Source organism: Nitratireductor sp. GZWM139 (assembly GCF_030068685.1).
In the GTDB taxonomy this organism is placed as follows: Bacteria; Pseudomonadota; Alphaproteobacteria; order Rhizobiales; family Rhizobiaceae; genus Nitratireductor; species Nitratireductor aquimarinus.
Genome location: NZ_JAMQML010000011.1, coordinates 71,131 through 95,720, shown reverse-complemented (window position 1 = coordinate 95,720; position 24,590 = coordinate 71,131). Strand labels below are relative to the sequence as shown.

The following is a 24,590-nucleotide window of genomic DNA, read 5'->3' as shown; positions in this document are numbered from 1 at the left end:
TACCTTGTCTGATCTGACGGAAACTGGAGTAAACGAATGCGCGACTGGCTCGTGGGGATTTTTGGAGAAGCAAACGCGACTGCGGCCCTTTGGACCATAATCCTCATTGTAATCGCCATAGTGCTTCTCGTGTTCGTGCGGGTGAACCGGCGCTTTACGGCAGGCACGTTCATCTCCGGAGGCAGAGGCAAGCAGCCAAGGCTGGCGGTGACCGACGCCACACCGGTCGACAATCATCGCCGTCTTGTGCTCGTTCGCCGCGACGACGTGGAACATCTGATCCTGATCGGTGGCCCCAGCGACATTGTCGTCGAGGCCAATATCGGGAAAGAGCTCCCAGCGCGGATTGAGCCAGTCGCGCCGCAGCGGCAGAGTGAGCCGGCTCCGCGCGCAATGCCAGAGCCGGAAATGCCCCGGCCCGAAACACGCCAGCGCCCGGAAACTCGCCAACGGGTGGTTCCCGAGCCGGCCCCGGCAGAGTCCCGGCGAGAGGTGGAGCCGCCTGCACCGGAGCCGGAGCCCAGCATTCAGATTGCCGAGCGCACACCGACGCTCAGCGAACAAGCGCCACAGCGCCGGTCCATCCCCCGGCCCATTCCCGTGAGGCCAGCGCCGTTGCCGGTATCGCCGAACCACGACCATCGCACCCTGCCTTCCGCGACCGCCCCGGAGCCAGCGCGGCTGGCTGGCATGGCTACACCGCTGCGCGCGGCTGCACCCGAGAGGGTAGCGACAGATGTGCGCCCTGCAGAACCTGACGAGCGCTATGTGGAACGCACTCATATCGCATCCGCCCCGCGAGCGGCCATGCCCACCACGCGCAACGATCCTCCCGTGGAAACGCGATCTGACGAGGCTCCGCGGCGGGACCACATCGAAGAGCCGGTGAGCGAACACACACTCGAAGATGAAATGAGCAAGCTTCTGGAAGAACTCTCGGAACAGAAGCACTAGGTTTTTAGAAACGTCTCGCTTGCCCGATCTCTGCGCAAAGGCGGGATGGGCAGGCCATAGGCCATACATCCAAGCTGATGCCCGAAAACCAAAGTGCGCGGGCGTCGGCAAACCGGAAAACAGGCAAAGAAAAAGCGCCAGCCGCGGCGGCGTGGCGCATACAAAACTGGGCTAACGCCCTAATCGTTATTTTGTCTGCCAGTCAGTCGTCGCGATAAACTTTTTCACGACGCTCATGACGCTCCTGCGCCTCGATCGACAAGGTAGCGATCGGCCGCGCGTCAAGCCGCTTCAGAGAAATCGGCTCCCCCGTTTCCTCACAGTAACCGTAGGTGCCTTCCTCAATGCGCTGCAAGGCAGCGTCAATCTTGGAAATCAGCTTGCGTTGACGGTCACGCGCGCGCAATTCGATTGCACGGTCGGTCTCCGACGACGCCCGGTCTGCGAGATCGGGGTGATTGGCGTTTTCCTGTTGTAGCGCCTCGAGGGTTTCACGCGCCTCCTTGAGAATGTCGCTCTTCCAACGCTGTAGCTTCGCACGAAAATACGAGCGTTGGCGATCATTCATGAAGGGCTCGTCCTCGGTGGGCACATATTCAGCATTACTGAGCTCATTCATCGAGTCACCCTGGGATGTTTTTTCGCCCGCGCCTATATATTAGCGCACCTCCACAACCACAAGCACAAAGGCTGCCTCTTTCACGCTTTTGTTAAATGCAGCGGAAAAAGTGAATCCGCTCTACCCGGGGCTGTGGATGCGTATAAAGTCTGCATTTAGCTTCAAAAGCCATTGCGGAGGGAAAAATGCAGCCGAAATCGCGCAGTTTGAGGGCATTTCCAACCCGTTCAGGTGCGTTTTCAGCGCCATCGATCAGGATTTCGTGATATGACGCGGCTTCTTCTCCTTCGCCATGCAAAAGCTGGCTGGGCGGCGCCCGGCATGTCCGATTTTGACCGCACGCTCACCGCATCGGGGCAAGAGGACGCAAGGGCGCTGGGAAAACGGATGCGCGCAATCCACCTCCTCCCCGACCTGATCCTCTGCTCGACGGCCAGACGCGCCATCGAAACGCTGGATGGCGTTTCGTCCACCATGCTGGATCAGAAACCGGAGACGCAATTCCTGGCCGAATTGTACAACTCTGACGCGACCGACTATCTGTTCGCAGTGCGCGAAGCGCCGCAGGCAGAGACCATTCTGGTCGTGGGACATAACCCGATGATGGAAGACCTGGCTTACGAGCTCTCATCAGGCGGCGACGCCGAGGCCACGCAGGCCGCCTCTTCCGGCTTCCCCACATGCGGGCTTGCAGTCATCAGCTTTCCCGGCGCGTTGGCCGATATCGAGCGCAGAAGCGGGCGTCTCGACATGTTCCTGCGCCCCGACCGCGGATAACGGGCCTTGCCGGCGGCTCTTCAATCACAGGCTTGATTTCCTATATGCAAGGTCTTGCGATTTTTGAGGATTTCGCCTCTTGGCTTCATTGACGACATATTCCGACGAAGCGCGGATCGCCTTCGACACGCTGACCGGACGCGCTGCCGGTCTGATTTCGCCTTCGCTGCGGATCGGCGTGACAGGGCTGTCCCGCGCCGGCAAAACGGTTTTCATCACCGCCTTCATTCACAATCTGCTGCATGGCGGGCGGCTGCCCATGTTCGACGCCCAGAAATCGGGGCGGATATCCAAAGCCTATCTGGAGCACCAGCCGGACGACGCGGTGCCGCGCTTCCAGTATGAGGACCACATCGCAGCCCTGGTCGAAAGCCGCATCTGGCCGGAGTCCACGCGCGCCATTTCAGAACTGCGGCTGACGGTGGAATTCGAGTCCGCGTCCGCCTGGAACCGGCTCCTGTCGCGCGGAAAACTCTCCTTCGACATCGTTGATTATCCTGGAGAATGGCTGCTCGACCTGCCGCTTCTCGGCAAGGATTACGTCACGTTCTGTCAGGAGGCCATGGAGATGGCGCGCCTGCCCGTCCGCGCGGAACTTTCAGCCGAATGGCGTGAGATGGCGAGCGGGATTGACCCGGACGCGCCAGCCGACGAGATGACCGCGCGGCGGCTGTTCGAAGCCTTCTCGACCTATCTGCGCGCCTGCAAGGCCGACCACAGGGCGCTTTCGACACTGCCGCCGGGACGCTTTCTGATGCCGGGCGATCTGGAAGGATCGCCGGCGCTGACCTTTGCGCCGCTCGAGGTCGCGCCGGGCAAGAAACACAAGCCAGGATCGCTGCACGCGATGATGGAGCGACGTTTCGAGGCCTACAAGACGCATGTCATCCGCCCCTTCTTCCGCGACCACATTGCACGGCTGGACCGGCAAATCGTGCTTGTGGACGCGATGCAGGCGATGAATGCGGGTGCGGAAGCCGTGACCGATCTGGAGCGCGCACTGACGGAGATCCTGTCGTGTTTTCGACAGGGACGCGGCAATCTGCTGACGGGGCTCTTCGCCCACCGCATCGACCGCATTCTGGTGGCGGCGACCAAGGCGGATCACATTCATCATGAAAGCCATGACCGCCTGCAGGCCATTGTGCGGCGGCTGGCCGACCGCGCCATCGCGCGTGCGGATTTTTCAGGTGCGGCAGTGGATGTGCTGGCCATGGCCGCCGTGCGGGCCACACGCGAAGGCACGGTTCGGCAGGGCAAGGAAACGCTGCCGGTGATCATCGGCACCCCGCTGGCCGGCGAGACCATTGCCGGTGAGACATTTGACGGCGAAACCGAAACCGCAATCTTTCCCGGCGACCTGCCGGAAAAGCCCGGCCTGATCTTTCAGCAGAAGAAAGCGGAAGACGGGTCGGACAGCCCGCCGGACCATCCGATCCGCTTCGTGCGCTTCCGCCCGCCCCGGCTTGAGCAGACGGCGGAAGGCGTCACCCTGTCGCTACCCCATATCCGGCTTGACCGGGCCCTTGAATTTCTCGTCGGAGACCATCTCGCATGAGCAGAGCGCCCGCATCCTTCCGCGTGGACCCGCCAAAGCCTGAGAAGCCTGAAAAGACGGCGCCGAAGCGAAAGCCGCAGGCCATCGACCCCGGCAACGCCGTGGCGGTGGTCGCCGAAAGTGAAGACTATTTTGCCGAACAGGACATGGCGCTCGCAGATCCCCCGCCGATCCCGCCACGCCGGCGCTCCATTCTGGGACGGGTCTTCTTCGCCGCATTCGGCGTTCTCCTGTCGCTGGCCATCGGCCTGTGGACGGATCAGCTGATCCGCGACCTTTACAACCGCGCAGACTGGCTGGGATGGCTGGCGCTTGGCGTGGCTGCGATCGGGCTCACCGCCTTCATCGCCATCCTGACCCGCGAAGCGCTGGGCATCATGCGGCTTGCCTCAATCGAGACGATGCGCCGGGACGCCGCCGACGCCATCGAACGCAATGATGCCAAAGAGGCGCGCAAGACGGTCGACCACCTGATGGGGCTTCTCGCCGGAAAGCCGGAAACGGCAGCCGGACGCGCAACGCTTGAAAGCCTGAAAGACGATGTCATCGACGGCGCGGATCTTCTGACCGTGGCGGAGAAGGAGCTTTTGGCCCCGCTGGATGCCGCCGCCCGCCAGCAGGTGCTGAACGCGGCCAAGCGCGTTTCCGTGGTGACAGCCGTTTCTCCGCGTGCGCTGGTCGACATCATCTATGTGCTCTTCGAAGCAGCAAGGCTCACACGCCGCATCGCCGACCTCTATGGCGGTCGTCCGGGCTTCCTTGGCTTCATGCGGCTGGTGCGCAGCATTTTCACGCATTTGGCCATCACCGGTTCCATGGCGGCTGGCGAGACACTGGTGCAGCAGGTGGTGGGACACGGGCTTGCAGCCCGCCTCTCCGCCAAGCTCGGTGAAGGCGTCGTCAACGGCATGATGACGGCGCGGATCGGCATCGCAGCGATGGACGCGGCCCGCCCTCTGCCATTCACGGCCCTGCAGCGCCCCGGCGTCGGTGATTTCCTGAAAGCGCTGACAAGCTTTGCATCAAGCGAAAAAGACAAGAAGGAAGCGCCGAAGGCATAGGCTTGTGAGCACCCAAGCTGGACGGCTGCTGCCTCTTTTGGGTGAGTCCGAAAAGACACACCCGACCGGCAGCGTGCATTGCAACCGAGGTTTGAAGCGGGAACCGTCTCCAAACAGAAGCCGGGACATGGTAGACAAAGCCTTAACCAATCTGCGGCAAGATTCCCCGCAGTTCCCAGTTTCAAACAAGTTTGGTCACTTCGCTCATGCTTAAATTCGCGCTCAGGCTTGCTCTTCTGACGGCGGCAGCAGCTCCGATCTCCGGCCTCGCCGGCAAGGCGGAAGCTTCAGAGAAGGAGCGGCGCTTTTTCCAGACTGTCGAGGGGAGTTGGTCCGGTCCGGGTGAAATCGTGGCCGGCAAATACAAGGGCACGAAGTTCGTCTGCAATTTCGACGGCGGCACGCCGGACAAGAAAATCGGCATGGCGCTCGACGGAAGCTGCCGTGTCGGCGTTTTCAACCAGCCCATGAAAGCGAATGTGGTTCTCACCGGTTCCGACTATCGCGGCACCTTCCTCGACGGTGCAGCCGGCAAGGGGCTGGATGTCACGGGCGGCAAGGTGATGGGGAAGGACGTTGTGTTTGCACTGCACCGCTCGTCGCTCAGTGGCGCGATGCGTGCCCGCATCAGCGACAACAACACCATGCACATCACCATCTCCGTGCAGGTGGAAGATGACATGGTCCCGGTGATCGGCATGAAGCTGAAGCGCACCAAATCGGGTGGCCTTGAAGCCATTGCCCGCCAGTAGTCACGCGGGCCCAGAAATCAGAGACTGAAAGAAGAGCGGCCGTCAGCCGCTCTTTTTGTTTGTCGGGTTGTTTGGTGGGCTGCGCCACCAGCCGCCATCGGCGGTAATGCGCTCCATGCCGGCCTGATCGAGCGTCGCAAGGCGGCTTTCGATCATCTGACCGTCAATCTCGATCCCCGGCGCGATCTCGGACAGCGGACCCAGTACAAAGGCGCGCTCGCCCATACGCGGATGGGGAATGGTCAGGCCTTCATCATCAATGCTCAGATCGCCATAAAGCAGAATGTCCACATCAATGGGGCGCGGCCCCCAGCGCTCGGCGCGAACACGCTTGAGCGCGCGCTCGATGGACAGACATTCCTCCAGCAGGGCGTGGGGTGCGAGTTCGGTGCGCACCAGAGCGACGGCGTTCAGGAAATCCGGCTGATCGACCACACCCCAGGGCGGCGTGCGATAGAGCGCGGAAACCGAAAGAACTGCAGTATCCGCGCGCTCATCCAGCGCCTGCAGGACCAGCTGCATTGCCCGGCGCGGCTCTCCGATATTGCCGCCCAGACCAAGATAGGCATCGTGCGTTTTCGGCATTTACTGGGGCCAGGCCACCGAAACCTCGACATAGTCGAGAACACCCGGAACCGGTGCATTCGGCTTGCGGATCGTGATGTCGGACCGGGCGATCTCGGGAAAGCGGGCGCAGAGCGCCCTGGCAACCTCAAGCGCCAGCGATTCGATGAGAAAACGCCGCTTGCCGGCAACAATCTCTTCGATGACCTTGAAGGCCGCCCCGTAATCGACGGTGCCCTCCAGGGAATCGTCGCTCAGGGCCCGACCGGGCTCCACCGTCAGAACCGCGTCGACATAGAAACGCTGACCCAGCCTCTCTTCCTCGTCGAGGACGCCATGCCGCGCGAAGAAAGCGCAGTTCATCATCCGGATCACATACATCATCGCCTCACCCGGCCCGTTCTCTGGTCGCCAGCATAGCATCCGCCACCTTTAGCGAATCCCTGTTGATTGCGACATTGTGCACCCGGAAAACGGCTGCACCGTTCATTCGTAACAGCGCACTCGTCGCTGCGGTTCCCGCATCGCGGTCTTCGGCCTTCTCATGACCGGTTATCGCACCAACGAAACGCTTGCGGGATGTACCGACAAGCAGCGGAAACGCAAGACCCGAGAGTTCGCCAAAGCGATTCATGATCTCGATGTTTTCATCCACATCCTTGGCGAAGCCGAAACCGGGGTCGAGCATGATCTGCTCATCGCGCACCCCTGCCCCACTGGCGATTTTAAGCGATTGGCGCAGGAACGCGAACTGATCGGCAATCACATCGGGGAGCTTCTCACGCTCGCGGCCGGTATGCATGATGACAAGGCCTGCACCGGTTGCAGCGGCAACCTCGGCAATGTCGGGCTCACGCTGAAGGCCCCACACATCATTGACGATATGCGCGCCGGCGGTGACTGCGAGCCGCGCGGTCTCGGCCCGGTAGGTATCGACGGAGAGCAAAACATCGTCGCGACCGGCAAGGGCCTCGAACACCGGCAGGATGCGGTCCTGCTCTTCGGCAGCGGAGACCGGTTCACTGCCGGGACGGGTGGATTCGCCGCCAATATCGATGATTCGCGCGCCCTCACTCACGAGCCTCTCGGCCTGACGAAGCGCATGATCGGCATCCAGAAACGCGCCGCCATCGGAAAAACTGTCCGGTGTGACGTTGAGAATCCCCATCACAATCGCTTCCGGTCCAAGCGCAAGTTCGCGCCCGTGGGCAAGCTTCCATGTCGGAATGGTCATCGGGCTTTTGGCCTCCGGATCACAATCAGGCGTTTTTGCGGCTCATTGCCGCCAAAATCAACCGCAATGTGGTGAACAGATTGAGTCGGCGCTCCGCCGATCCGGGGTTGCCATCGCTCAGCCAAGGTCGCAGGGTGAGTATCGGAGACATGATGAAACGCACGACGCTTACTCTCACCTTTCTGGCGCCTGTCCTTATGGCTGCCAGCGTTCTTCCAGCAGCAAGCGCCGATATTTCGCGCAGCTACAGCTATTTCTCCATCGGCGGGAAAACGCTTGGAGAGATTGAGGAGCAGCTGCGCTCCCGCGGCCCGGAAGTGCAAAGCACCGGGCAACGGCACCCGGGCGCGACGCGCATGGAGTTCAAAACCAAGATCACTTACGAGGAAGATGAGAGGCGCTGCCGGATCGCCGCCGTGAATGTTTCGGTGGATGCGCAGGTCTTCCTGCCGCGCTGGCGAAACCGCAAGCGCGCCGAGCCCGAAACCGCGCTGATCTGGGACACGCTTTCGAAAGACATCAAGCGGCACGAAGAAAGCCATCTTGGCATTGCAAAGCGCTATGCCCGCAAGATCGAGGAAGATGTGGCCCGGCTCAGGCCACGCGCTTCCTGCGAGGCGCTTCAGGAACGCGCCGAAAAAATCACCGAGAAAACGCTGAATGCACACGATGCAGCGCAGGCGCGCTTCGACCGTATTGAAAGCGGGAATTTTGAATGGAGGCTGATGCGCCTCCTCAACTATCGGCTGGAGCAGCTCGAACGCGGGCGCAATCCCGGCTAAACCGGAGCCCCCGCTGAAGCGACCGCGGGCAGAGGGGCAGAGGCTGGCACCCGCCCCCTTCCGCCAGCACGCCTGAAAATCAGGCCTGCCGCTCGGGAATGCGCACCACGAGACCGTCAAGCTCGTCACGAACAATGATCTGGCAGGAAAGGCGCGAAGTGGGCTGCACTTCATAGGCGAAGTCCAGCATGTCCTCTTCCATGGCCTCCGGCTGGCCGACCGTTTCCGCCCACTGGTCATCCACATAGACATGGCACGTGGCGCAGGCGCAAGCGCCGCCGCACTCTGCCTCAATGCCCGGAACGGCGTTTCGGATGGCGTTTTCCATGACAGTGGAGCCATTCTCGGCTTCTACGTCAAAGCGTGTGCCATCGGGGACGATGTAGGAGATTTTCGGCATGCAAGTTTCCCGGCAGAATAGTGAAAGCGTTTCGTCGCGTAGCATGAAGCGGGCACTCCGGCCCTGTTCGAACGCACCCGACGCCAAGACTTGGCGCTTCACATATTGGCTTTGATCGGGAAACGCAATCTGTCGGCGATGCCGCAGCGGGTTGATCAGGATAAAGATGAAATGAATTCATGCACTTCGTCGATGAGGCTCGACAGGTGCATGATTTCGCCCGGACCGGTTTCGCCCTTTTCGATGCGCGCGGCGCATTCGGCAACGCGGAACGCGCCAATGCCCCGGGCCGAACCGACCAGCGCATGGGCCAGCTCGCGGCGGTTGCGCATGTCTGCCGCCTCCATGCGATCCACAAGCCCAAGTGTCTGTGTCTGGAACAGTTTCAGCACCTCGGTCGCCAGGGCCTTGTCTCCGAGCGTCTGCCGGGTCAGGTGTTCCATATCGAGAGGAAGCCCTTCCGGCCCCAGTTCCCTCACCCTGCCCGGGGCTTCGGCCTTAATGTTTGCCGGCATCCGACTTTACTTCCCCCAACGTCACCCTTCACACACTATTAATCCCGGATGGACAACGGGTTAACGGCATCGGTGCAAAATGAGTAATTCGCCAAAAACCACGTTAACCTTATGTTTAAACTTTTACACATCCGGCTGATTGGATGTTTTCAACAGCGCGATGTCCCATTACGATACGCTTGGCTCAATTTGGGCATAGTGTCGGAGTACGAGGTCCCGAAGTTTGCGTATGGGACTCCGGCGGTGAGTAGCTGAAGGTTTGGCGGTATGGCGCGTACAGTAGCAAAGAAAAATCAATCCAAGCGCGATTTTGCGAAGGAACTCGAGGATGCACTCGATCTGGAGCTTGCGGACGGACTGGAGAACGGCGATCTGGACATCGCCGCATCCATGGAGGATCTGGAAGCGCAGATTTCTGCAGCGGCTGAGGAACTCGCACGCGAAAACCGCGATCAGAACGGAGACGAGAAAGTCACCGTGAGCGAGAGCCCCTTGAGCGACAAAAAGGATGCCCCCAAGGGCTCCAGCGAAGCAGAGAAGCCCGCGCCCGCCAAGGCAGAAGCCCCGGCGGCCAGCACTGCTGCGCCCAAGCCCGCCAATCTCGAAGCGCCGGCCAATCGCAAGGACCTCACCCCGGTCGAACCCGCGCCCGAACAGACAGCCTCACAGCCCTTCGCACCTGCCAATGACGACCGCGCCGGCGACTTTTCGAGCGTCATGCGCAAATTCGATCGTCGCGCACCCAACACCGCCTATTGGCTCGTGGCAGCCCTTTCGGTTCTCTGGGTCGGCGGCGGCCTTATGCTTGGCCAGCTGCTTTACGGCTCCGATCTCTGGCAGATTCGCTCCACCGAAGCCTTCATGGCGGCTCCGCACGCCATTGCGCTGCTCATCGGCATCATCGTTCCCGTGATCCTTTTCTGGGGCTTTGCCGTGATGGTGCGCCGCGCACAGGAAATGCGCCTGGCAGCCCAGTCCATGGCTGAAGCCGCTTTCCGCCTTGCAGAGCCGGAGAGCCTTGCCCATGAGCGCGTCATGACGGTCGGCCAGGCCGTGCGCCGCGAGGTGCAGGCAATGGGCGACGGCATGGACCGCACCCTCACCCGCGCCGTGGAACTGGAATCGCTGGTCCACACGGAAGTGAGCGAACTCGAGCGCGCTTACTCGGCCAACGAATCGCGCATTCGCCATCTCGTGGACGGCCTTGGCGCAGAGCGCGAAGGCATTGTCGGCCACGCAGAGCGCGTGCGCGCTTCAATCGCCGGCGCACACGAAATCCTGAAAGACGAGCTGGACACGGCCGGCGAGCGCATCCGCGCCACCATCGCTGATGCTTCGCGCCAGCTTGCCGCCTCGGTCAACGCTTCCAGCGAAACGCTGCTCAAGCAGCTCGACGGCACCGGCGGCAACCTGCACAAGGGCATCGACGATCGCATTCAGAGCCTGTCCGAGCGCATCACCACGTCCGGCGATGCGGTTGCCAACCTGCTCGACACGCGCATTGCCTCGCTGACCAGGGGCACGGAAGACGCGACGCAGACGCTCACCACGCTGTTCGACACGCGTATGGCGACGCTCGCCGAGCGCACCGAGGAAGCCAATGAAAAGATTGGCGGACTGCTGGATTCGCGCGTTTCGGCCCTCACCGATGGCGCTGAACAGGCTGTGAGCAAGATTGGCAGCGTTCTCGATTCGCGCATCGCGACGTTCAGCGAGAACACGCAGAACGCCGAACAGAACCTCACCCGGGTTCTGGAATCGCGCCTCGGCACGCTGACGCAGGAAACCGAGGATGCCGCAAAGACGCTGAGCACCCTGTTCGACGAGCGCATGGCCACGCTGGCCGAGCGCACCGACCAGACCACGCGCTCGCTCAACACGCTGTTCGAGACGCGCAGCACGGCCCTGCTCTCTTCGCTCGGCGAAGCAAGCGAATCCCTGACCGGCGAGTTCGATTCGCGCCTCGGTCAGCTGGAAACCGCTATCACCGAGCGCGGCCGCGCTCTGATCTCCGAGTTCACCACCCGCGCAGAAGCGCTCGACTCGGGCACGCAAAAGCTCAATTCGGCGCTTGAGGCCCGCGCACGCAGCATCAATGAGACGCTGGTGGAACGCACCCGCGAGATCGCCACGACCTTTGCCCAGGGCAAGGACGATGTTTCGGCAGCCGTGGAAGCCGGCAAGGCCGCACTCGGCTCCGAGATGTCCGATCTCGTGGCCTCCACCAGCATCATGCTGGAGAACACCGCCAGCGACTTCGGCAAGCAGATCGATCAGAACTGGTCGCAGATGAGCGCCCATTTCGATGAAGGCATCGAGCGGATCGACGCGACGCAGGCGCGCATGAGCGACGCTGCAAAGCGCCAGATCGAAGCCTTCGAGGAGACGCATCAGCGCCTCTCCGGCGCCTTCCAGTCGGATATGGAGAAGCTCGACGAAGCCCGCACGACCTTCGAGGCAGGCATTGGCGAGCAGGTTCAGCACCTGGCCAAGACGCGCGACGGCTTCGCCGAGGCGCTGGACGTCAACATCGCGAAGATCGACGAGCGTCGTCAGGCGCTGAACGCCGTGATCGAGGACGAGGCAACCCGCGTCAACGAGATGTTCTCCAAGCAGACGAACATCATCGAAGAGCGTACGCAGACCATGGAGAAAGCACTCTCCATGGGCGTCGAGAATGTCCGCTCCACGCTGGAAAACAGCGCGGTGGTCGTGGCAGGCGCGCTGCGTGACAAGGTGATCGAAGCCACCTCCACGCTGAACCAGGAAGCCTCCAGGGTGTTCGAGGATGCGGACAAGCGCATTGCCGCCCGCGCCGAGCAGACCGCTTCCACGCTGGGTTCGCGCATCGAGGACATTGATCGCACCTTCGACGACGCTTCGGCGCGCTTCACCGAACGCGCAGGCGTGTTCGCCCAGACCTTCGCAGAGGTCGACGGCCGTATCGCTTCGCGTCTCGAGACGACGGCGGAAACGCTGTCGCAGCACACCAAGGCAATCACCGACACGTTTGACGCCGCCGACCGCAAGCTGGTCAGCCGTGTCGACCAGACTTCGGAGCAGCTCGCAGAGCGCACCGAACAGCTGGCCAGCACGTTCGAGAACTTCGATCAGCGCATCATCGCCCGTACGCATCAGACGTCGGCTGAGCTGGATGCGCGCGCCAATGCCATGAGCGATACGCTGTCGGGCCTTCAGGAGCGTCTGTCCAACAGCGCCAGCACGATTGCCGGTGCGATCTCCGGCGGCATTGAGGATGCGGACGCCCGTCTGCGTGAGAGCGCAGAATCGGTTGCCCAGCACGTCAACCAGCAGCTTTCGACAACGCAGGCGCGTCTGGTCTCCACCGCAGATACGATTGCCCAGACCTTCGCCTCCGTGGACGACCATATCGGCAAGCGCACCAGCGAGACCGTGTCCAATCTTGAAGAGCGGACGCGCGAACTCAACGCCATGCTTGCAGGCCGCACCTCCGAACTGTCGCGCATTCTTGACGAGACGGCGAAGCCGCTGGTCGACAAGTTTGCCGAGAGCGGCGGCCAGCTGCGCTCCAGCATCCGGGCCATCACCGAAGAGACGACCGAACGTCTGCAGTCGGAGAATGCCGCGCTGGTCAACGCACTCTCCAACCGCACCCACGAGACCCTCTCGGCCTTCGAGCAGGCACAGGCGAGCATTACCGGCAATATCGACGATCTTCTCCAGAAGCTCGGTGTTTCCGGTCAGCGCCTCGGCGCACTCATCTCCACCGCCTCCCGGAACCTTTCCGAGGTGGACGAGCGCCTGAGCGGCACGGCCACATCCTTTGCCGAGAATGCAGAGAAAGCCGCGGAGACCTTCTCCAATTCGGCAAGCCTCATCAATGCGAACTCCGGTCGCCTCGCCGACTTCTCGGAGCGGACCCTGCGCGAGGTTTCGGCCATCGCCAGCCGTTTCGAGGACCACAGCAAGGTTCTGGAAACCGCATCGGAGCTTCTCGAGCGCGCCCAGTCCGGCCTGACCGGCAATCTGGAAGACCGCCAGAAGGCGCTGGAAGCGCTGGCAAGCGGTCTGGTGGAAAAGTCCGAGCACATCGAAAAGACGATGAACTCGTTCGAGGACTTCGTGGAGCGCATCCTGACCTCCGCCGAGGGCCGTACGCGCCAGTCGGTGGACGGCATCCGCGAAGCGATTGCAGAGGTCGTGGAATCGGCAACCAGCCGTTTCAGCGGCGCAACCGACGAGATCCGTCGCACCGCCTCGGAGATCCGCACCGAGCTGGAGCAGACCCGCACCGATGTGAAGCGCGGCATTGCCGAACTCCCGGCCGAAGCCAAACAGTCGACCTCGGCCATGCGCAACGCGATCAGCGAGCAGGTCAACGCGCTCAAGGAGCTTTCGGACATCGTTTCGAAATCGGGCAAGATGTACCATGTGGAACAGGCAAGCGAGACACGCCTGACCGCAGCGCCCGCTCCGCTTCAGCAGCCCCGGCCGACACAGGCCCCGACGCCCGCTCCGCAGGCGCCGGCAGCCTCCGTCGCACCGCAGCAGCCCGTGATCGAGCGTCCGCGTCAGCCCGCTGCACCCGTGGCGCCTCGCCCGGCAGAGCGTCTGCAGGAAACCGCTCGTGCCCCCAGCCCGACACCGCAGGCAGCGCCTCAGGCGCCCGGCGGTGGCTGGATCCGCGATCTTCTGCGCAGCGCCTCAAGCGAGGAAGGCGGCAAGGGACGCGAACCGGCTGCACCATCGGTCCAGAAGGAAGATCGTTCGGCGCTTCATGTGGTCGAATCGCTCAACTCGCTGTCGGTCGACATTGCACGCGCAATCGACCACGAAGCGTCCATCGACCTCTGGGAGCGTTACCGCCGCGGTGAGCGCAATGTCTTCACGCGCCGTCTCTACACGCTGAAGGGCCAGCAGACCTTTGACGAGATCCAGCGCAAGTATCGTTCCGACCCCGAGTTCCATTCGGCCGTAGACCTTTACTGCCGCGATTTCGAGAAGCTGCTGCGCGACGTGTCCCGTTCGGACCGCGACAACATGATGACCCAGACCTACCTGACCTCCGACACAGGCAAGGTTTACACCATGCTGGCCCATGCCAGCGGTCGCCTGCGCTAAAGCAGACGAACCCTCACCAATGAAAACGGGCCCGCGAGGGCCCGTTTTTTTTGTGGCCGGCGTCACAGGCATGTCCAGACAAGCGCCGTGCAAAACGCTTTGACAAAGCTGCGTTCAGGCAATCCGATATGGAAAGACTGACACAGAATCGGGAGGGACAGAATGAAGGCCTTGTTCTTTGAGGCATTTGGAGAGATGCCGCGTCTGGCCACCCTCCCCGACCCGACGCCGGAACCGCATGGCGTGGTGTTGAAGGTCGAAGCGACAGGTGTCTGCCGCAGCGACTGGCACGGATGGATGGGGCATGATGACGACATCGAACTGCCGCATGTGCCCGGACATGAACTGGCAGGGACCGTGGCCGCTGTCGGCGGTTCCGTCAGCAAATGGAAGATCGGTGACCGGGTCACCGTCCCCTTCGTCGGTGGGTGCGGTGGCTGTCCGCAATGCCATGCAGGACATCAGCAGGTCTGCGACCACCAGTTTCAGCCCGGCTTCACTCATTGGGGCTCATTCGCAGAATATGTGTCCATCCATCAGGCGGATCTGAACCTCGTCGCCCTGCCCGAAAACATGGACTTCGTGACCGCCGCCAGCCTCGGCTGCCGTTTCGCCACCTCGTTTCGCGCGGTTGTGGATCAGGGCCGGACGAAAGCCGGTGATTGGGTGAGCGTTCACGGCAGCGGCGGTGTGGGGCTTTCAGCCATCATGATCGCCAATGCGCTTGGGGCAAACGTCGTGGCGGTGGACATTGCCGACGACAAGCTCGCGCTAGCAAAGGCGCTGGGTGCGGTCTCCACGATCAACGCCAGAACGGTTCCTGATGTGGCCGAAGCGGTGCGCGAGATCACCCAGGGTGGCGCGCATGTCTCCATCGATGCGCTTGGTCATCCCGAGACCTGCTTCAACTCCATCCGCAACCTGCGCAAACGCGGCAGGCATGTGCAGATCGGCCTCATGGTGGCGGAGCAAAGCACGCCGCAGGTTCCGATGGCGCAGATCATTGCCAATGAGCTGGAAATACTGGGAAGCCACGGCATGCAGGCCCATCGCTACGATGCGATGATGGCCATGATCGCCACAGGCAAGGTGGAGCCGCAGCGTCTCATCGGAAAGCGCATCGCGCTGGAAGAGGCCATAGAAGCGCTGACGGGGATGGACAGCTTTCAGGCGACCGGCGTGACCGTGGTCGACCGTTTCTAAAGGTTTGAGGGACGGTTCAGCGGGGCGCAGAACGATGGTAACGAGCGTCTGAACATAGCGCGCAATCGCATTGCATTCATGCGATGCGTGGTTCGACAAGCTCACCATGAGGGAAGAGGCCGCTTGCAGGAAACCTCGATCAAAGGTGTTGCGGCGGATTTCAGAGACAATGCCCCCTCATGGTGAGCCCCCTGAGCCTGTCGAGGGGCGAACCACGCTCCGCACTGTGGCCGCAAATTCCATATCACGAATGTGATGGTATCTGACTGATCGCAGAGCGATCTAGATACTGGTGACTGTCCAGTCCACCAGGTCGACCACGGCGGCGCTGAACGCGCGGTCGAGTGCTGCGGCGAAAGCCTCCGAGCCCGTCCCCGTGACGGGAGCAGACGCGCGGAAGGTGCGCGAGGCCCGCACGACGCCATTGCGGTCGTTCAGAACGCGGACGAACAGCTCGACTTCGGCACGCTTCGCGCCATTGACCTGCACATCGAAACTGCGCAGATCCGCGAGGATCTGATAGTCAATGGCCAGACCTTCACCCGGCATGCCAACGCCACCAAAGCGACCGGAGCGCTGATAAAGATCGGCCATGCTGGTCTGTACGATGCGCGGCAGGCGATCAGCCCAGCGAACGCCGCCCAGATACTGGATGGCGCCGCCTGAGGTCTTAACGACGATGTCCTGTCCATCAAGCATCTTGATGGCGGTGGGTTCGGTGACGAGGATCTGCGTTCGCGCTGCGCGTCGGCCATCGGTCGAAACCGGCGGTGGCGTCAGGTCAAAGGCATCAACCGGTGCAGGACCGCCCCCCGGCAGAGCCGCACAGCCCGCCAACACGCTTCCAAGCACCAACAGCGCGGAAATCCTCGCACTCGTTTTCAAAAAACGCTCCTCGAACCAAACGCCGGACAAACCGGGGAGATTCGCCCCTCTAGAAATGCAAAATCCTTAATTTGTTTGGGATGATGCAGCATGAATGTCAACGCCGCACCCGCCCATCGTAGCGACGAATCGTGCCATCCCCACCGGTAATGATGCGCTGCGGGTTCTGCTCGAAGTCCGAGACCGCGCTTTCGATGCGGTTGATCGAACGCCGGGCGTCGCGTACCAACGCCTCCACCTCACGCAGACCACCGCCCGAGAAGCGCTCCAGATTGCCGGAAATCGCATCAACGCGGACGGTGAGCGTCTCGGCCATCTTGCGGAAGGATTTGAGCGTCTCGCGCGCATCGGCCATCAGGCCCTCGCCATCCCCGGATTCAAGCATGCCGTCGAGCTTTGCCAGAACGGAATCGAGCCGCACGGACGATTTGTTGAGCTGGCTTGCGAGTTCGCTTGCATTGGTGATGAAGGAATCGATGTCTTCCTTGCGCTTGTCCACGGTTTCGCTGACATCGGCGATGCTCTTGGCGGCCCGGTTCACCGTTGCACTCGCTTCCTCGAAATTCCCCACAGCGGATTTGACGGTCGCCGGATCGACACTGTCGAGCACGCCGTCGAGCTTGGCCAGCGTCTGATTGGCGTTGGTGGAGAAGGTGCCGATGGAGCGGACCGTTTCATCGACGCTGCTCATCACCGTGTCGATGTTGCGGCTGGCCTTTTCGAGACGCGCCGAGAATTCATCGAAGTTGGTCACCATCGAAGAGACCTTGTCCCGGTCCACGGAGGTGATCAGTTCTTCGGCGGCCTTGAGCGTGCTGTCGAGCTGCCCGGAAACCTTGGAAATGGTGCCGGAGAGATCGCTCACATTGGACAGGAAATCATCAATGCCGGACGCGTTGCGCTCAAGCGCCTCGGAGAAGCGCTGCACGTTCTTGACGGTTTCGGTCAGCGGCTGACGGGCATCCTGCGTGAACCCTTCAAGCTGATCGACAACGGAATCCGCCCGCGTCAGCAGGCTCTGTGCGGTCTGAAGAAGATTGGTCACGGCCGAGGGGCTGGCCTGGATCTCGGCAACAGTGTCTTCGTCCTCGGCGAGATCAAACAGATTGGGTTCGTTTGGGTTGCCGCCGGTCATTTCGATATTCGCGGTGCCCGTCAGGCCGGCAAGCCCGACATCAGCCTTGGTGGAACTGGTAATCGGCGTCAGGCGATCCACCTGCGCATCGGCAATTGCAACGCTGGGGTTGGAAAGATCGAGATAGACCCGTCGAACGTCACCCACCTTCACGCCGTTGAACAGCACTGCGCTGCCGCGCGAGAGGCCGGAAGCGGAACCCGGAATGCGAAACCGCAGCAGCGCCGTCTCCCCCCGGTCACCGATATTGGCAGACCAATAGACGAAACCGAACGCGGCCAGAATGACCAGAACGGTGAAGAAGCCGACAAGAACGTAGTTGGCTCTGGTTTCCATAATATGCCTGCTAACCTCTTGCGGAACGGTCGATCTGCCGGGCCCGCTTTCCCCTGAAATAGGCTTTCACCCAAGGATCGTCGCATGCGAGCATGTCGTCGACGGTGCCATCCACCAGAACACGCTTGCCACCAAGAACGGCGATGCGGTCACACGCCGTCAAAAGACTGTCGAGATCGTGCGTGACCATATAGACGGTCAGCCCCATCGTGTCGCGCAGTTTACCGACCAGCTCATCGAATTCCGCAGCGCCGATCGGGTCAAGCCCCGAGGTCGGTTCGTCCAGAAAAACAATGTCCGGATCGAGCGCCAGAGCCCGCGCAAGTGCTGCGCGCTTGATCATGCCGCCTGAAAGTTCGGACGGAAACTTGGGCGCGGCCGTGCGCGGCAGGCCCACCAGTTCGAGCTTCAGATAGGCAAGCTCATCCATAAGGGCGCGCGGAAGATCGAGATATTCCCGCATCGGCACCTGAATGTTTTCCAGAACGGTGAGCGCTGAAAACAGCGCACCGTGCTGGAACAGAACACCCTGGCGCATGTCCACCTTGAGGCGCTGCTCGTCATTGGCCTTGTCGAGATCCTGCCCCAGAAGGCGGATCATGCCGGAACGCTTGCGAATGAGGCCCAGAATGGTGCGCAGAAGGACGGACTTCCCCGAACCCGATGCGCCGACAAAGCCGAGGATCTCACCCCGATAAACATCGAGAGACAGGCCGTCGAGCACCACGGTGTCGCCAAAACCAACGGTGACGTCGCGCACCGACAGGACCACGTCCCGCGTCTCGCCCGTCTGCGTCTCCCGCTGTTCGTCGATCAGCACCATACGCCCAAAACCCTAGAAATCGATTGCCGCATAGAAGATGGCGAACAGACCATCCACCACGATCACCACGAAGATCGCCTTCACCACCGAGGCGGTGACGTGATTGCCGAGCGATTCCGCACTGCCGCCCACCTTCATCCCCTCAATGGAGGCGATGATGCCGACAATGAGCGCCATGAAGGGCGCCTTGATCAAACCGGCGAAGATCGTTGAAAGATCGATGGAATCGCGAAGCCGGTCGATGAACGCTTCCGGCGGAATGCCCGAATAGAGCCACGCGATCAGCATCGCGCCGCCAAGGGCGGCAAAATTGGCGACAATGGTCAGGCACGGAACGCCAACCATCAGCGCGACGAGGCGCGGGAACACCAGAACACCGACCGGATTGAGGCCGATGACGGTCAGCGCATCGACCTCCTCGCGCATCTTCATGGACCCGATTTCAGCAGTGATGGCGCTGCCGGAGCGACCGGCGATCATGATCGCGGTCATCAGCACGCCGAGCTCGCGCAGGATCAGGATGCCGACCAGATCGACAACGAAGATCTCCGCACCGAAATAGCGAAGCTGGAACGCGCCCTGCTGGGCAATGATTGCGCCGACGATGGCCGACATCAAAACGATGATCGGCACCGCGCCGACGCCCATGCGGTCGATCTGGCTGACGATCGCCGCCGGGTTGATGGCATGGGTGCGGCCAAGCTTCATCTGCGCGCCGCCAATGGTGGCCCCGAGAATATGCGCGCCATAGACGATGTCGTCGCGCGCCTCGTACATGGCGCGTCCGATCCGCTCCAGCGTGTTGATGATGATCGAGCCCTTGGGGCGCGGCTTGGCTTCGCCGTCCTGCACGACCGCTTCGCGCACAGCCGGCAAAAGAATTCTGGCCGCTTCGCTCTCTCCGGTCAGCTCGACCTCAACACCGCGCGACTGATGTGCGTAGACGAGGCGCTCGATCAGCCAGGCTCCGGCCGTATCGAGGCTGGTGATGCCAGAAAGGTCCAGCCCGACATGCTGCAGGCTGTTCTGCGCTTCGAGCTTGCGCATGCGCGCATCGACCTTGGCAACCGTGCGTGTGTTCCACGCCCCCGACAGACGACAGGAAAGCGCGCTCCCCTCCTCGTGAATTTCGAGGCGCGGCTCGCCATTCTGGCCGGAGGGACGTCCTGCGTCGCTTGCGTCGTCAACGGAATTGGTCAACATGGCACCATCATTAGTGTGGAGCAGGTCCAAAGGGAACCGGTTGCGGGCTCCCGGAGGGGGCATATAAGGCTTGTTCCTCTGATAATTGTGATTTTTTGCGAGAAGAAGGGCGGAAATGACACGCGAACTGGCCACAGACATCGAAGGTTTTCCGATAGCCGGCGTCTTCACAATCTCCCGAGGCTCACGCACCGAGGCGCGAGTCGTCAGATGCACGGTGAGTGAAAACGGCGTCAGCGGTCACGGCGAATGCGTGCCCTATCCGCGCTATGGCGAATCCGAGGACAGTGTGGTCGGCCAGATCGAGGCCGCGCGTCAGGAGATCGCCAACGGCATCAGCCGCGCCGATCTGATCGCCGCCATGCCGGCAGGTGCGGCGCGCAACGCCGTTGACTGCGCGCTTTGGGATCTGGAAGCGAAGCTTTCAGGCAAGCGCGCATCGACTGCGGCCTGCCCGATCCCGCCACGTCCGCTCCAGACCGCCTATACGATCTCGCTGGCGGAACCCGAGGAGATGGCCGCACAGGCCCGCGCCCATGCGACCCGCCCTCTCCTGAAAGTGAAGCTGGGTGGCAAAAACGATGCCGCGCGCATTCACGCCGTGGCGGGCGCAGCACCCGACAGCCGCCTCATCGTTGACGCCAATGAAGGCTGGACCGAAGAGAACATTCGCGAAAACATGCTTGCAGCGGCCGAATTTCACGTGGCGCTGATCGAGCAGCCCCTGCCGGCCGGCAAGGATGAAATCCTGCGCGAAATCCCGCATCCGGTTCCGATCTGCGCAGATGAAAGCGTGCACACGGCGCAGAGCCTTCCCGAACTCGCCGGGCTCTATGATTTCGTGAACATCAAGCTGGACAAGACCGGCGGCCTGACCGCCGCGATGGAGCTGCGCGACCGCGCCCGCGAAATGGGTTTTGGCGTGATGGTCGGCTGTATGGTGGGCACGTCGCTCGCCATGGCGCCGGCCGTGCTTCTTGCGCAGGGCGCAGATTACGTGGATCTCGACGGCCCGCTGCTTCTGGCAAAGGACCGTGCGCACGGGCTCAGCTATTCGGGCTCGCTCGTTTCGCCGCCTTCGCCACAGCTCTGGGGCTGAGGCGCAGGGTCGGGGCCGCTCAGGCGGCCTTGACCCCATCCTTTCGGAACGCGGTCACAACGCCGCGTTTCTCGATTTCCCGGGTGGCCGGGACAGGCGCCGTCTCAAGGATCTGCGCCCAGGTGATGATTTCGAAACTCCCGTCGAAATTCTCGGCCAGCGCCGTGCAGCTTTCCACCCAGTCGCCCGTGTTCATGTAGGTGACGCCGCGAATGTCTTCCATCGCGGCATGGTGGATGTGACCGCAGATGACGCCGTCGACTTCCGAGCGCTGCGCCTCCTGGGCGAGAACATCCTGAAACGAGCTGATGAACTTGATCGCCTTCTTGACCTTGATCTTCGCCCAGGAAGAGAAGGACCAGTAAGGCCGCCCCAGAATGCGGCGCACCCGGGCGATGACCCGGTTCACGACGATGGCGAGATCGTAGGCCTTGTCGCCCAGATAGGCGAGCCAGCGCACATTGTGCACCACCTGATCGAACTGGTCGCCATGGATGACGAGGAATTTGCGCCCGTCTGCTGCCTCATGGATCACGCGGTCGGCAACGACGATGCCGCCGAAATGCACGCCCTGAAACGAGCGCAGAAACTCGTCGTGATTGCCGGCGATATAGGTAATCCCGGTGCCTTTGCGCGCCTTGCGCAGGAGCTTCTGCACCACGTCATTATGGGCAGCCGGCCAGTGCCAGGAGCGCTTCAGACGCCAGCCATCGACGATATCGCCAACCAGATAGATCTGCTCCGCATCGTGATAACGCAGAAAATCGATCAGAAACTCGGCCTTGGCCGGTTTCGAACCGAGGTGAATGTCGGAGATGAAGAGTGCGCGAAATTTTCGATGTTCAGCGCCGGTCATTGTCCCGCCTGAGCCCTGTTAAGTCGCGCATTCTATGGCCAGATTCATGTCACAGGCATATGACGGATTCCGTAGCGTTACCGCAAACCCGGCCCCATCCTGCGTCAGAACAGCCCGAAAGCAGCAATTCTGGCGGATGAAACTGCTTCTCGGCATTCAACGCTGGAAAAAGCAGTTATGAGCGCCTAAGCACAAGTGATGATTCAAATCGTTTGAGTGCCTTGTTCCCTGCGGGAACGGAAAGGCGCGCGAACGCCGGGCCGCGAGCCAAACGGCCCCACCGACAGAGCCATGATGTGGAGCCGCTGGATGTCTTCCAATACCAAGAAACCGCAACGATCCGAATTCGACGAAGCCGCGCTCTTCTTCCACAGCCATCCCATGCCGGGAAAGCTGGAGATCCAGGCGACCAAGCCGCTCGGCAACCAGCGCGATCTGGCGCTTGCCTATTCGCCGGGCGTTGCGGCTCCCTGCATGGCCATCCATGACGATCCGAGCACGGCGGCAGACTACACCGCCCGCGCCAATCTCGTCGCCGTGGTTTCCAATGGTTCGGCGGTGCTCGGCCTCGGCAATATCGGCCCGCTTGCCTCCAAACCCGTGATGGAGGGCAAGGCGGTCCTCTTCAAGAAGTTTGCCGGCATTGATGTTTTCGACATCGAAATCGATGCTCCGGAAATCGACCGGATGGTGGAAACCGTCGCAGCACTCGAGCCCACCTTCGGTGGCATCAATCTTGAGGACATCAAGGCTCCGGAGTGTTTTGAGGTCGAGGAACAGCTCAAGGCGCGCATGGGCATTCCGGTGTTCCATGACGACCAGCACGGAACCGCGATCATTGTTGCCGCAGCCGTCATGAACGGGCTGGAGCTTGCCGGCAAGGACATTGCCAAGGCTAAGATCGTTTCCTCCGGTGCTGGCGCTGCCGCCCTTGCCTGTCTCAACCTGCTGGTCTCGCTGGGTGCGAAGACCGAGAATATCTGGCTCACCGACCGCCACGGCGTCGTCTATGAGGGCCGGAAGGAAGAGATGGACCGCTGGAAAGCGCCCTATGTGAAGGATACGGACGCCCGCAAGCTTGCCGAAGTGATCGGCGGAGCGGATGTGTTCCTGGGCCTCTCGGCGGCCGGTGTCCTGAAGCCGGAAATGCTGGCTGACATGGCTGAAAAGCCACTGATCCTGGCGCTTGCCAACCCCGTTCCCGAGATCATGCCGGACGTGGCGCGCGAAGCGCGGCCTGACGCCATGATCTGCACCGGGCGTTCGGACTTCCCGAACCAGGTGAACAACGTCCTGTGCTTCCCCTACATCTTCCGTGGGGCGCTCGATGTGGGCGCAACCGCGATCAACGAGGAAATGAAGCGCGCCGCCGTGAAGGCGATTGCGGGCCTTGCACGCGAAGAACCTTCCGATGTCGCAGCGCGCGCCTATTCGGGCGAGACGCCGATCTTCGGACCCGACTTCCTGATCCCCTCGCCTTTCGACCCGCGGCTTATCCTGCGCATTGCGCCGGCGGTTGCCGAAGCGGCGATGAAGAGTGGCGTCGCGGCGCGGCCCATCGAGGACATGGACCAGTATCTGGACCGGCTGAACCGCTTCGTGTTCCGCTCCGGCCTGGTGATGAAGCCTGTCTTCTCGGCCGCCAAGGGTGCGGGCACCAAGCGCGTCATCTATGCGGATGGCGAAGATGAGCGCGTGCTGCGCGCAGCCCAGGTGGTGATCGAGGAAGGCATTGCCGAGCCGATCATCATCGGTCGCCCGCACGTGGTGGAAACGCGCCTCAAGCGCTATGGCCTGCGCATTCGTCCGGGCGAAGACTTCTCCATCATCAACCCGGAAGACGATCCGCGCTATCGCGACTATGTCGATATGCTGGTGCAGCTTGCCGGCCGTCGTGGCGTGACGCCGGAGGCCGCACGCACCTTGGTGCGCACCAATACCACGGTGATCGCCGCCATCGCCATGATGCGTGACGAGGCCGACGCCATGATCTGCGGTCTGGAAGGGCGTTTCGAAAAACACCTGCGCTATGTCGACATGATCATCGGCAGGCGCGAGGGCGTGCGCGATCTCTCCACCCTCTCCATGCTGATCTCGCAGTTCGGCGTGACCTTCTTCACCGACACCTATGTCACGCTCTGCCCGTCGGCTTCCGAGATCGTGGAAACGACGATCCTGGCTGCGGAGGAAATCCGCCGTTTCGGCATCGAGCCGAAGGCGGCGCTGCTGTCGCATTCGAACTTCGGGTCGCGCGATTCCGAAAGCGCCATCAAGATGCGCGAAGCGGCGCTGACGCTGAAGCGCGTTGCGCCGGACCTGGTGTCCGAAGGCGAGATGCATGGCGATTCCGCGCTCTCGGAAGTGCTGCGCCAGCGTGTCTATCCGCAGGCCGCTCTTTCCGGTGAGGCGAATCTTCTGGTCTTCCCGAGCCTCGATGCAGCCAACATCACCCTGACCACGCTCAAGGTGATGACCGACGCGCTGCATGTCGGCCCAATCCTTCTCGGCACCGCCATGCCGGCGCATATTCTCACGCCGTCCGTCACGTCGCGCGGTGTTGTGAACATGACTGCGCTGGCCGCCGTCGAGGCGCTGCAGAAGAGCAAGGCCATCATGACAAGCTGATTGCGGAAAAGTCGCAATTTTAGTTGTCACGGATCAAAATTTCGCGATAGAGTTGCATTTCTAACCGTAACTTAACTTGATTGGCGCATCTTCGCGCCAATCAGCC

Annotated in this window: 21 protein-coding genes; 10 read left to right on the top strand and 11 right to left on the bottom strand. The window is 61.8% G+C overall.

Annotated features, from left to right (window positions below; all coding sequences use genetic code 11):
* Window positions 1-36 precede the first annotated feature (36 nt).
* Window positions 37-954, top strand: a complete 918-nt coding sequence (locus NDI72_RS14595) for a flagellar biosynthetic protein FliO (RefSeq protein ID WP_283800806.1) — start codon at window positions 37-39, stop codon at window positions 952-954.
* 202 nt (window positions 955-1,156) lie between these two features.
* Here NDI72_RS14595 and dksA read toward each other — a convergent pair whose 3' ends face one another.
* Window positions 1,157-1,573, bottom strand: a complete 417-nt coding sequence (gene dksA / locus NDI72_RS14590) for an RNA polymerase-binding protein DksA (RefSeq protein WP_113155358.1) — start codon at window positions 1,571-1,573, stop codon at window positions 1,157-1,159.
* Between the two features lie 267 nt (window positions 1,574-1,840).
* Between dksA and NDI72_RS14585 the strand changes: the two genes are divergently transcribed.
* The 4 genes from NDI72_RS14585 to NDI72_RS14570 all read left to right on the top strand — a co-directional run bounded on the left by NDI72_RS14585 (window position 1,841) and on the right by NDI72_RS14570 (window position 5,721).
* Entirely contained in the window at window positions 1,841-2,350 is a 510-nt protein-coding gene (locus NDI72_RS14585; RefSeq protein WP_283800805.1) for a SixA phosphatase family protein, read from the top strand.
* Window positions 2,351-2,429: 79 nt separating this feature from the next.
* Complete coding sequence (locus NDI72_RS14580; protein ID WP_283800804.1) at window positions 2,430-3,908, top strand: YcjX family GTP-binding protein; 1,479 nt, start codon at window positions 2,430-2,432, stop codon at window positions 3,906-3,908.
* The gene (locus NDI72_RS14575; RefSeq protein WP_113155361.1) at window positions 3,905-4,969 is read left to right on the top strand and encodes a YcjF family protein; all 1,065 of its coding nucleotides are present in this window, start codon (window positions 3,905-3,907) and stop codon (window positions 4,967-4,969) included. The genes NDI72_RS14580 and NDI72_RS14575 overlap by 4 nt, the downstream gene beginning before the upstream one ends.
* A 206-nt stretch (window positions 4,970-5,175) precedes the next feature.
* Window positions 5,176-5,721: a hypothetical protein gene (locus NDI72_RS14570; RefSeq protein ID WP_283800803.1), complete on the top strand. Its 546-nt coding sequence runs from the start codon at window positions 5,176-5,178 to the stop codon at window positions 5,719-5,721.
* Between the two features lie 42 nt (window positions 5,722-5,763).
* Here NDI72_RS14570 and folK read toward each other — a convergent pair whose 3' ends face one another.
* The 3 genes from folK to folP are packed head-to-tail and all read right to left on the bottom strand — an operon-like array spanning window position 5,764 to window position 7,519.
* A complete protein-coding gene (folK, locus tag NDI72_RS14565) occupies window positions 5,764-6,306 on the bottom strand; it encodes a 2-amino-4-hydroxy-6-hydroxymethyldihydropteridine diphosphokinase (protein WP_283800802.1) in 543 nt (180 codons plus the stop codon).
* On the bottom strand, window positions 6,307-6,666 hold the full coding sequence (gene folB / locus NDI72_RS14560) for a dihydroneopterin aldolase (RefSeq protein WP_206552784.1): 360 nt from the start codon (window positions 6,664-6,666) through the stop codon (window positions 6,307-6,309).
* 7 nt (window positions 6,667-6,673) lie between these two features.
* Window positions 6,674-7,519: a dihydropteroate synthase gene (gene folP / locus NDI72_RS14555; RefSeq protein ID WP_283800801.1), complete on the bottom strand. Its 846-nt coding sequence runs from the start codon at window positions 7,517-7,519 to the stop codon at window positions 6,674-6,676.
* 152 nt (window positions 7,520-7,671) lie between these two features.
* Between folP and NDI72_RS14550 the strand changes: the two genes are divergently transcribed.
* Window positions 7,672-8,301: a DUF922 domain-containing Zn-dependent protease gene (locus tag NDI72_RS14550; RefSeq protein WP_349632275.1), complete on the top strand. Its 630-nt coding sequence runs from the start codon at window positions 7,672-7,674 to the stop codon at window positions 8,299-8,301.
* Window positions 8,302-8,380: 79 nt separating this feature from the next.
* Here the strand turns inward: NDI72_RS14550 and NDI72_RS14545 are convergent, their stop codons facing one another.
* On the bottom strand, window positions 8,381-8,701 hold the full coding sequence (locus NDI72_RS14545) for a 2Fe-2S iron-sulfur cluster-binding protein (RefSeq protein WP_113155367.1): 321 nt from the start codon (window positions 8,699-8,701) through the stop codon (window positions 8,381-8,383).
* A 155-nt stretch (window positions 8,702-8,856) separates the two neighbouring features.
* Window positions 8,857-9,216 carry an Hpt domain-containing protein gene (locus tag NDI72_RS14540; RefSeq protein WP_113155368.1) on the bottom strand — a complete coding sequence of 120 codons (360 nt, stop codon included), beginning with the start codon at window positions 9,214-9,216 and terminating at the stop codon, window positions 8,857-8,859.
* Window positions 9,217-9,483: 267 nt separating this feature from the next.
* Here NDI72_RS14540 and NDI72_RS14535 point away from each other — a divergent pair, with 267 nt between their 5' ends.
* Window positions 9,484-14,319 (top strand): apolipoprotein A-IV repeat region-like domain-containing protein, encoded by a 4,836-nt coding sequence (locus NDI72_RS14535; protein WP_283800799.1) that lies wholly within the window; start codon window positions 9,484-9,486, stop codon window positions 14,317-14,319.
* A 162-nt stretch (window positions 14,320-14,481) separates the two neighbouring features.
* Window positions 14,482-15,522, top strand: coding sequence for a zinc-dependent alcohol dehydrogenase family protein (locus NDI72_RS14530; protein WP_283800798.1), 1,041 nt, complete (start codon window positions 14,482-14,484; stop codon window positions 15,520-15,522).
* Between the two features lie 282 nt (window positions 15,523-15,804).
* Here the strand turns inward: NDI72_RS14530 and NDI72_RS14525 are convergent, their stop codons facing one another.
* From NDI72_RS14525 to NDI72_RS14510, 4 genes are all read right to left on the bottom strand, one after another.
* On the bottom strand, window positions 15,805-16,407 hold the full coding sequence (locus NDI72_RS14525) for an ABC-type transport auxiliary lipoprotein family protein (RefSeq protein WP_283800797.1): 603 nt from the start codon (window positions 16,405-16,407) through the stop codon (window positions 15,805-15,807).
* Window positions 16,408-16,504: 97 nt separating this feature from the next.
* The gene (locus tag NDI72_RS14520; RefSeq protein ID WP_113155371.1) at window positions 16,505-17,878 is read right to left on the bottom strand and encodes an MlaD family protein; all 1,374 of its coding nucleotides are present in this window, start codon (window positions 17,876-17,878) and stop codon (window positions 16,505-16,507) included.
* A gap of 10 nt (window positions 17,879-17,888) precedes the next feature.
* Window positions 17,889-18,701: an ABC transporter ATP-binding protein gene (locus NDI72_RS14515; RefSeq protein WP_113155372.1), complete on the bottom strand. Its 813-nt coding sequence runs from the start codon at window positions 18,699-18,701 to the stop codon at window positions 17,889-17,891.
* Between the two features lie 12 nt (window positions 18,702-18,713).
* Window positions 18,714-19,904 carry an ABC transporter permease gene (locus tag NDI72_RS14510; protein WP_113155373.1) on the bottom strand — a complete coding sequence of 397 codons (1,191 nt, stop codon included), beginning with the start codon at window positions 19,902-19,904 and terminating at the stop codon, window positions 18,714-18,716.
* Between the two features lie 115 nt (window positions 19,905-20,019).
* Here NDI72_RS14510 and dgcA point away from each other — a divergent pair, with 115 nt between their 5' ends.
* Window positions 20,020-21,003, top strand: coding sequence for an N-acetyl-D-Glu racemase DgcA (gene dgcA, locus NDI72_RS14505; RefSeq protein WP_113155374.1), 984 nt, complete (start codon window positions 20,020-20,022; stop codon window positions 21,001-21,003).
* Between the two features lie 19 nt (window positions 21,004-21,022).
* On the opposite strand, the gene NDI72_RS14500 is transcribed toward dgcA, so the two are convergent.
* Window positions 21,023-21,859, bottom strand: a complete 837-nt coding sequence (locus tag NDI72_RS14500; RefSeq protein WP_113155375.1) for a UDP-2,3-diacylglucosamine diphosphatase — start codon at window positions 21,857-21,859, stop codon at window positions 21,023-21,025.
* A gap of 309 nt (window positions 21,860-22,168) precedes the next feature.
* On the opposite strand from NDI72_RS14500, the gene NDI72_RS14495 reads away from it, so the two are divergent.
* Window positions 22,169-24,484, top strand: coding sequence for an NADP-dependent malic enzyme (locus tag NDI72_RS14495; RefSeq protein ID WP_206546296.1), 2,316 nt, complete (start codon window positions 22,169-22,171; stop codon window positions 24,482-24,484).
* Window positions 24,485-24,590: the final 106 nt, after the last annotated feature.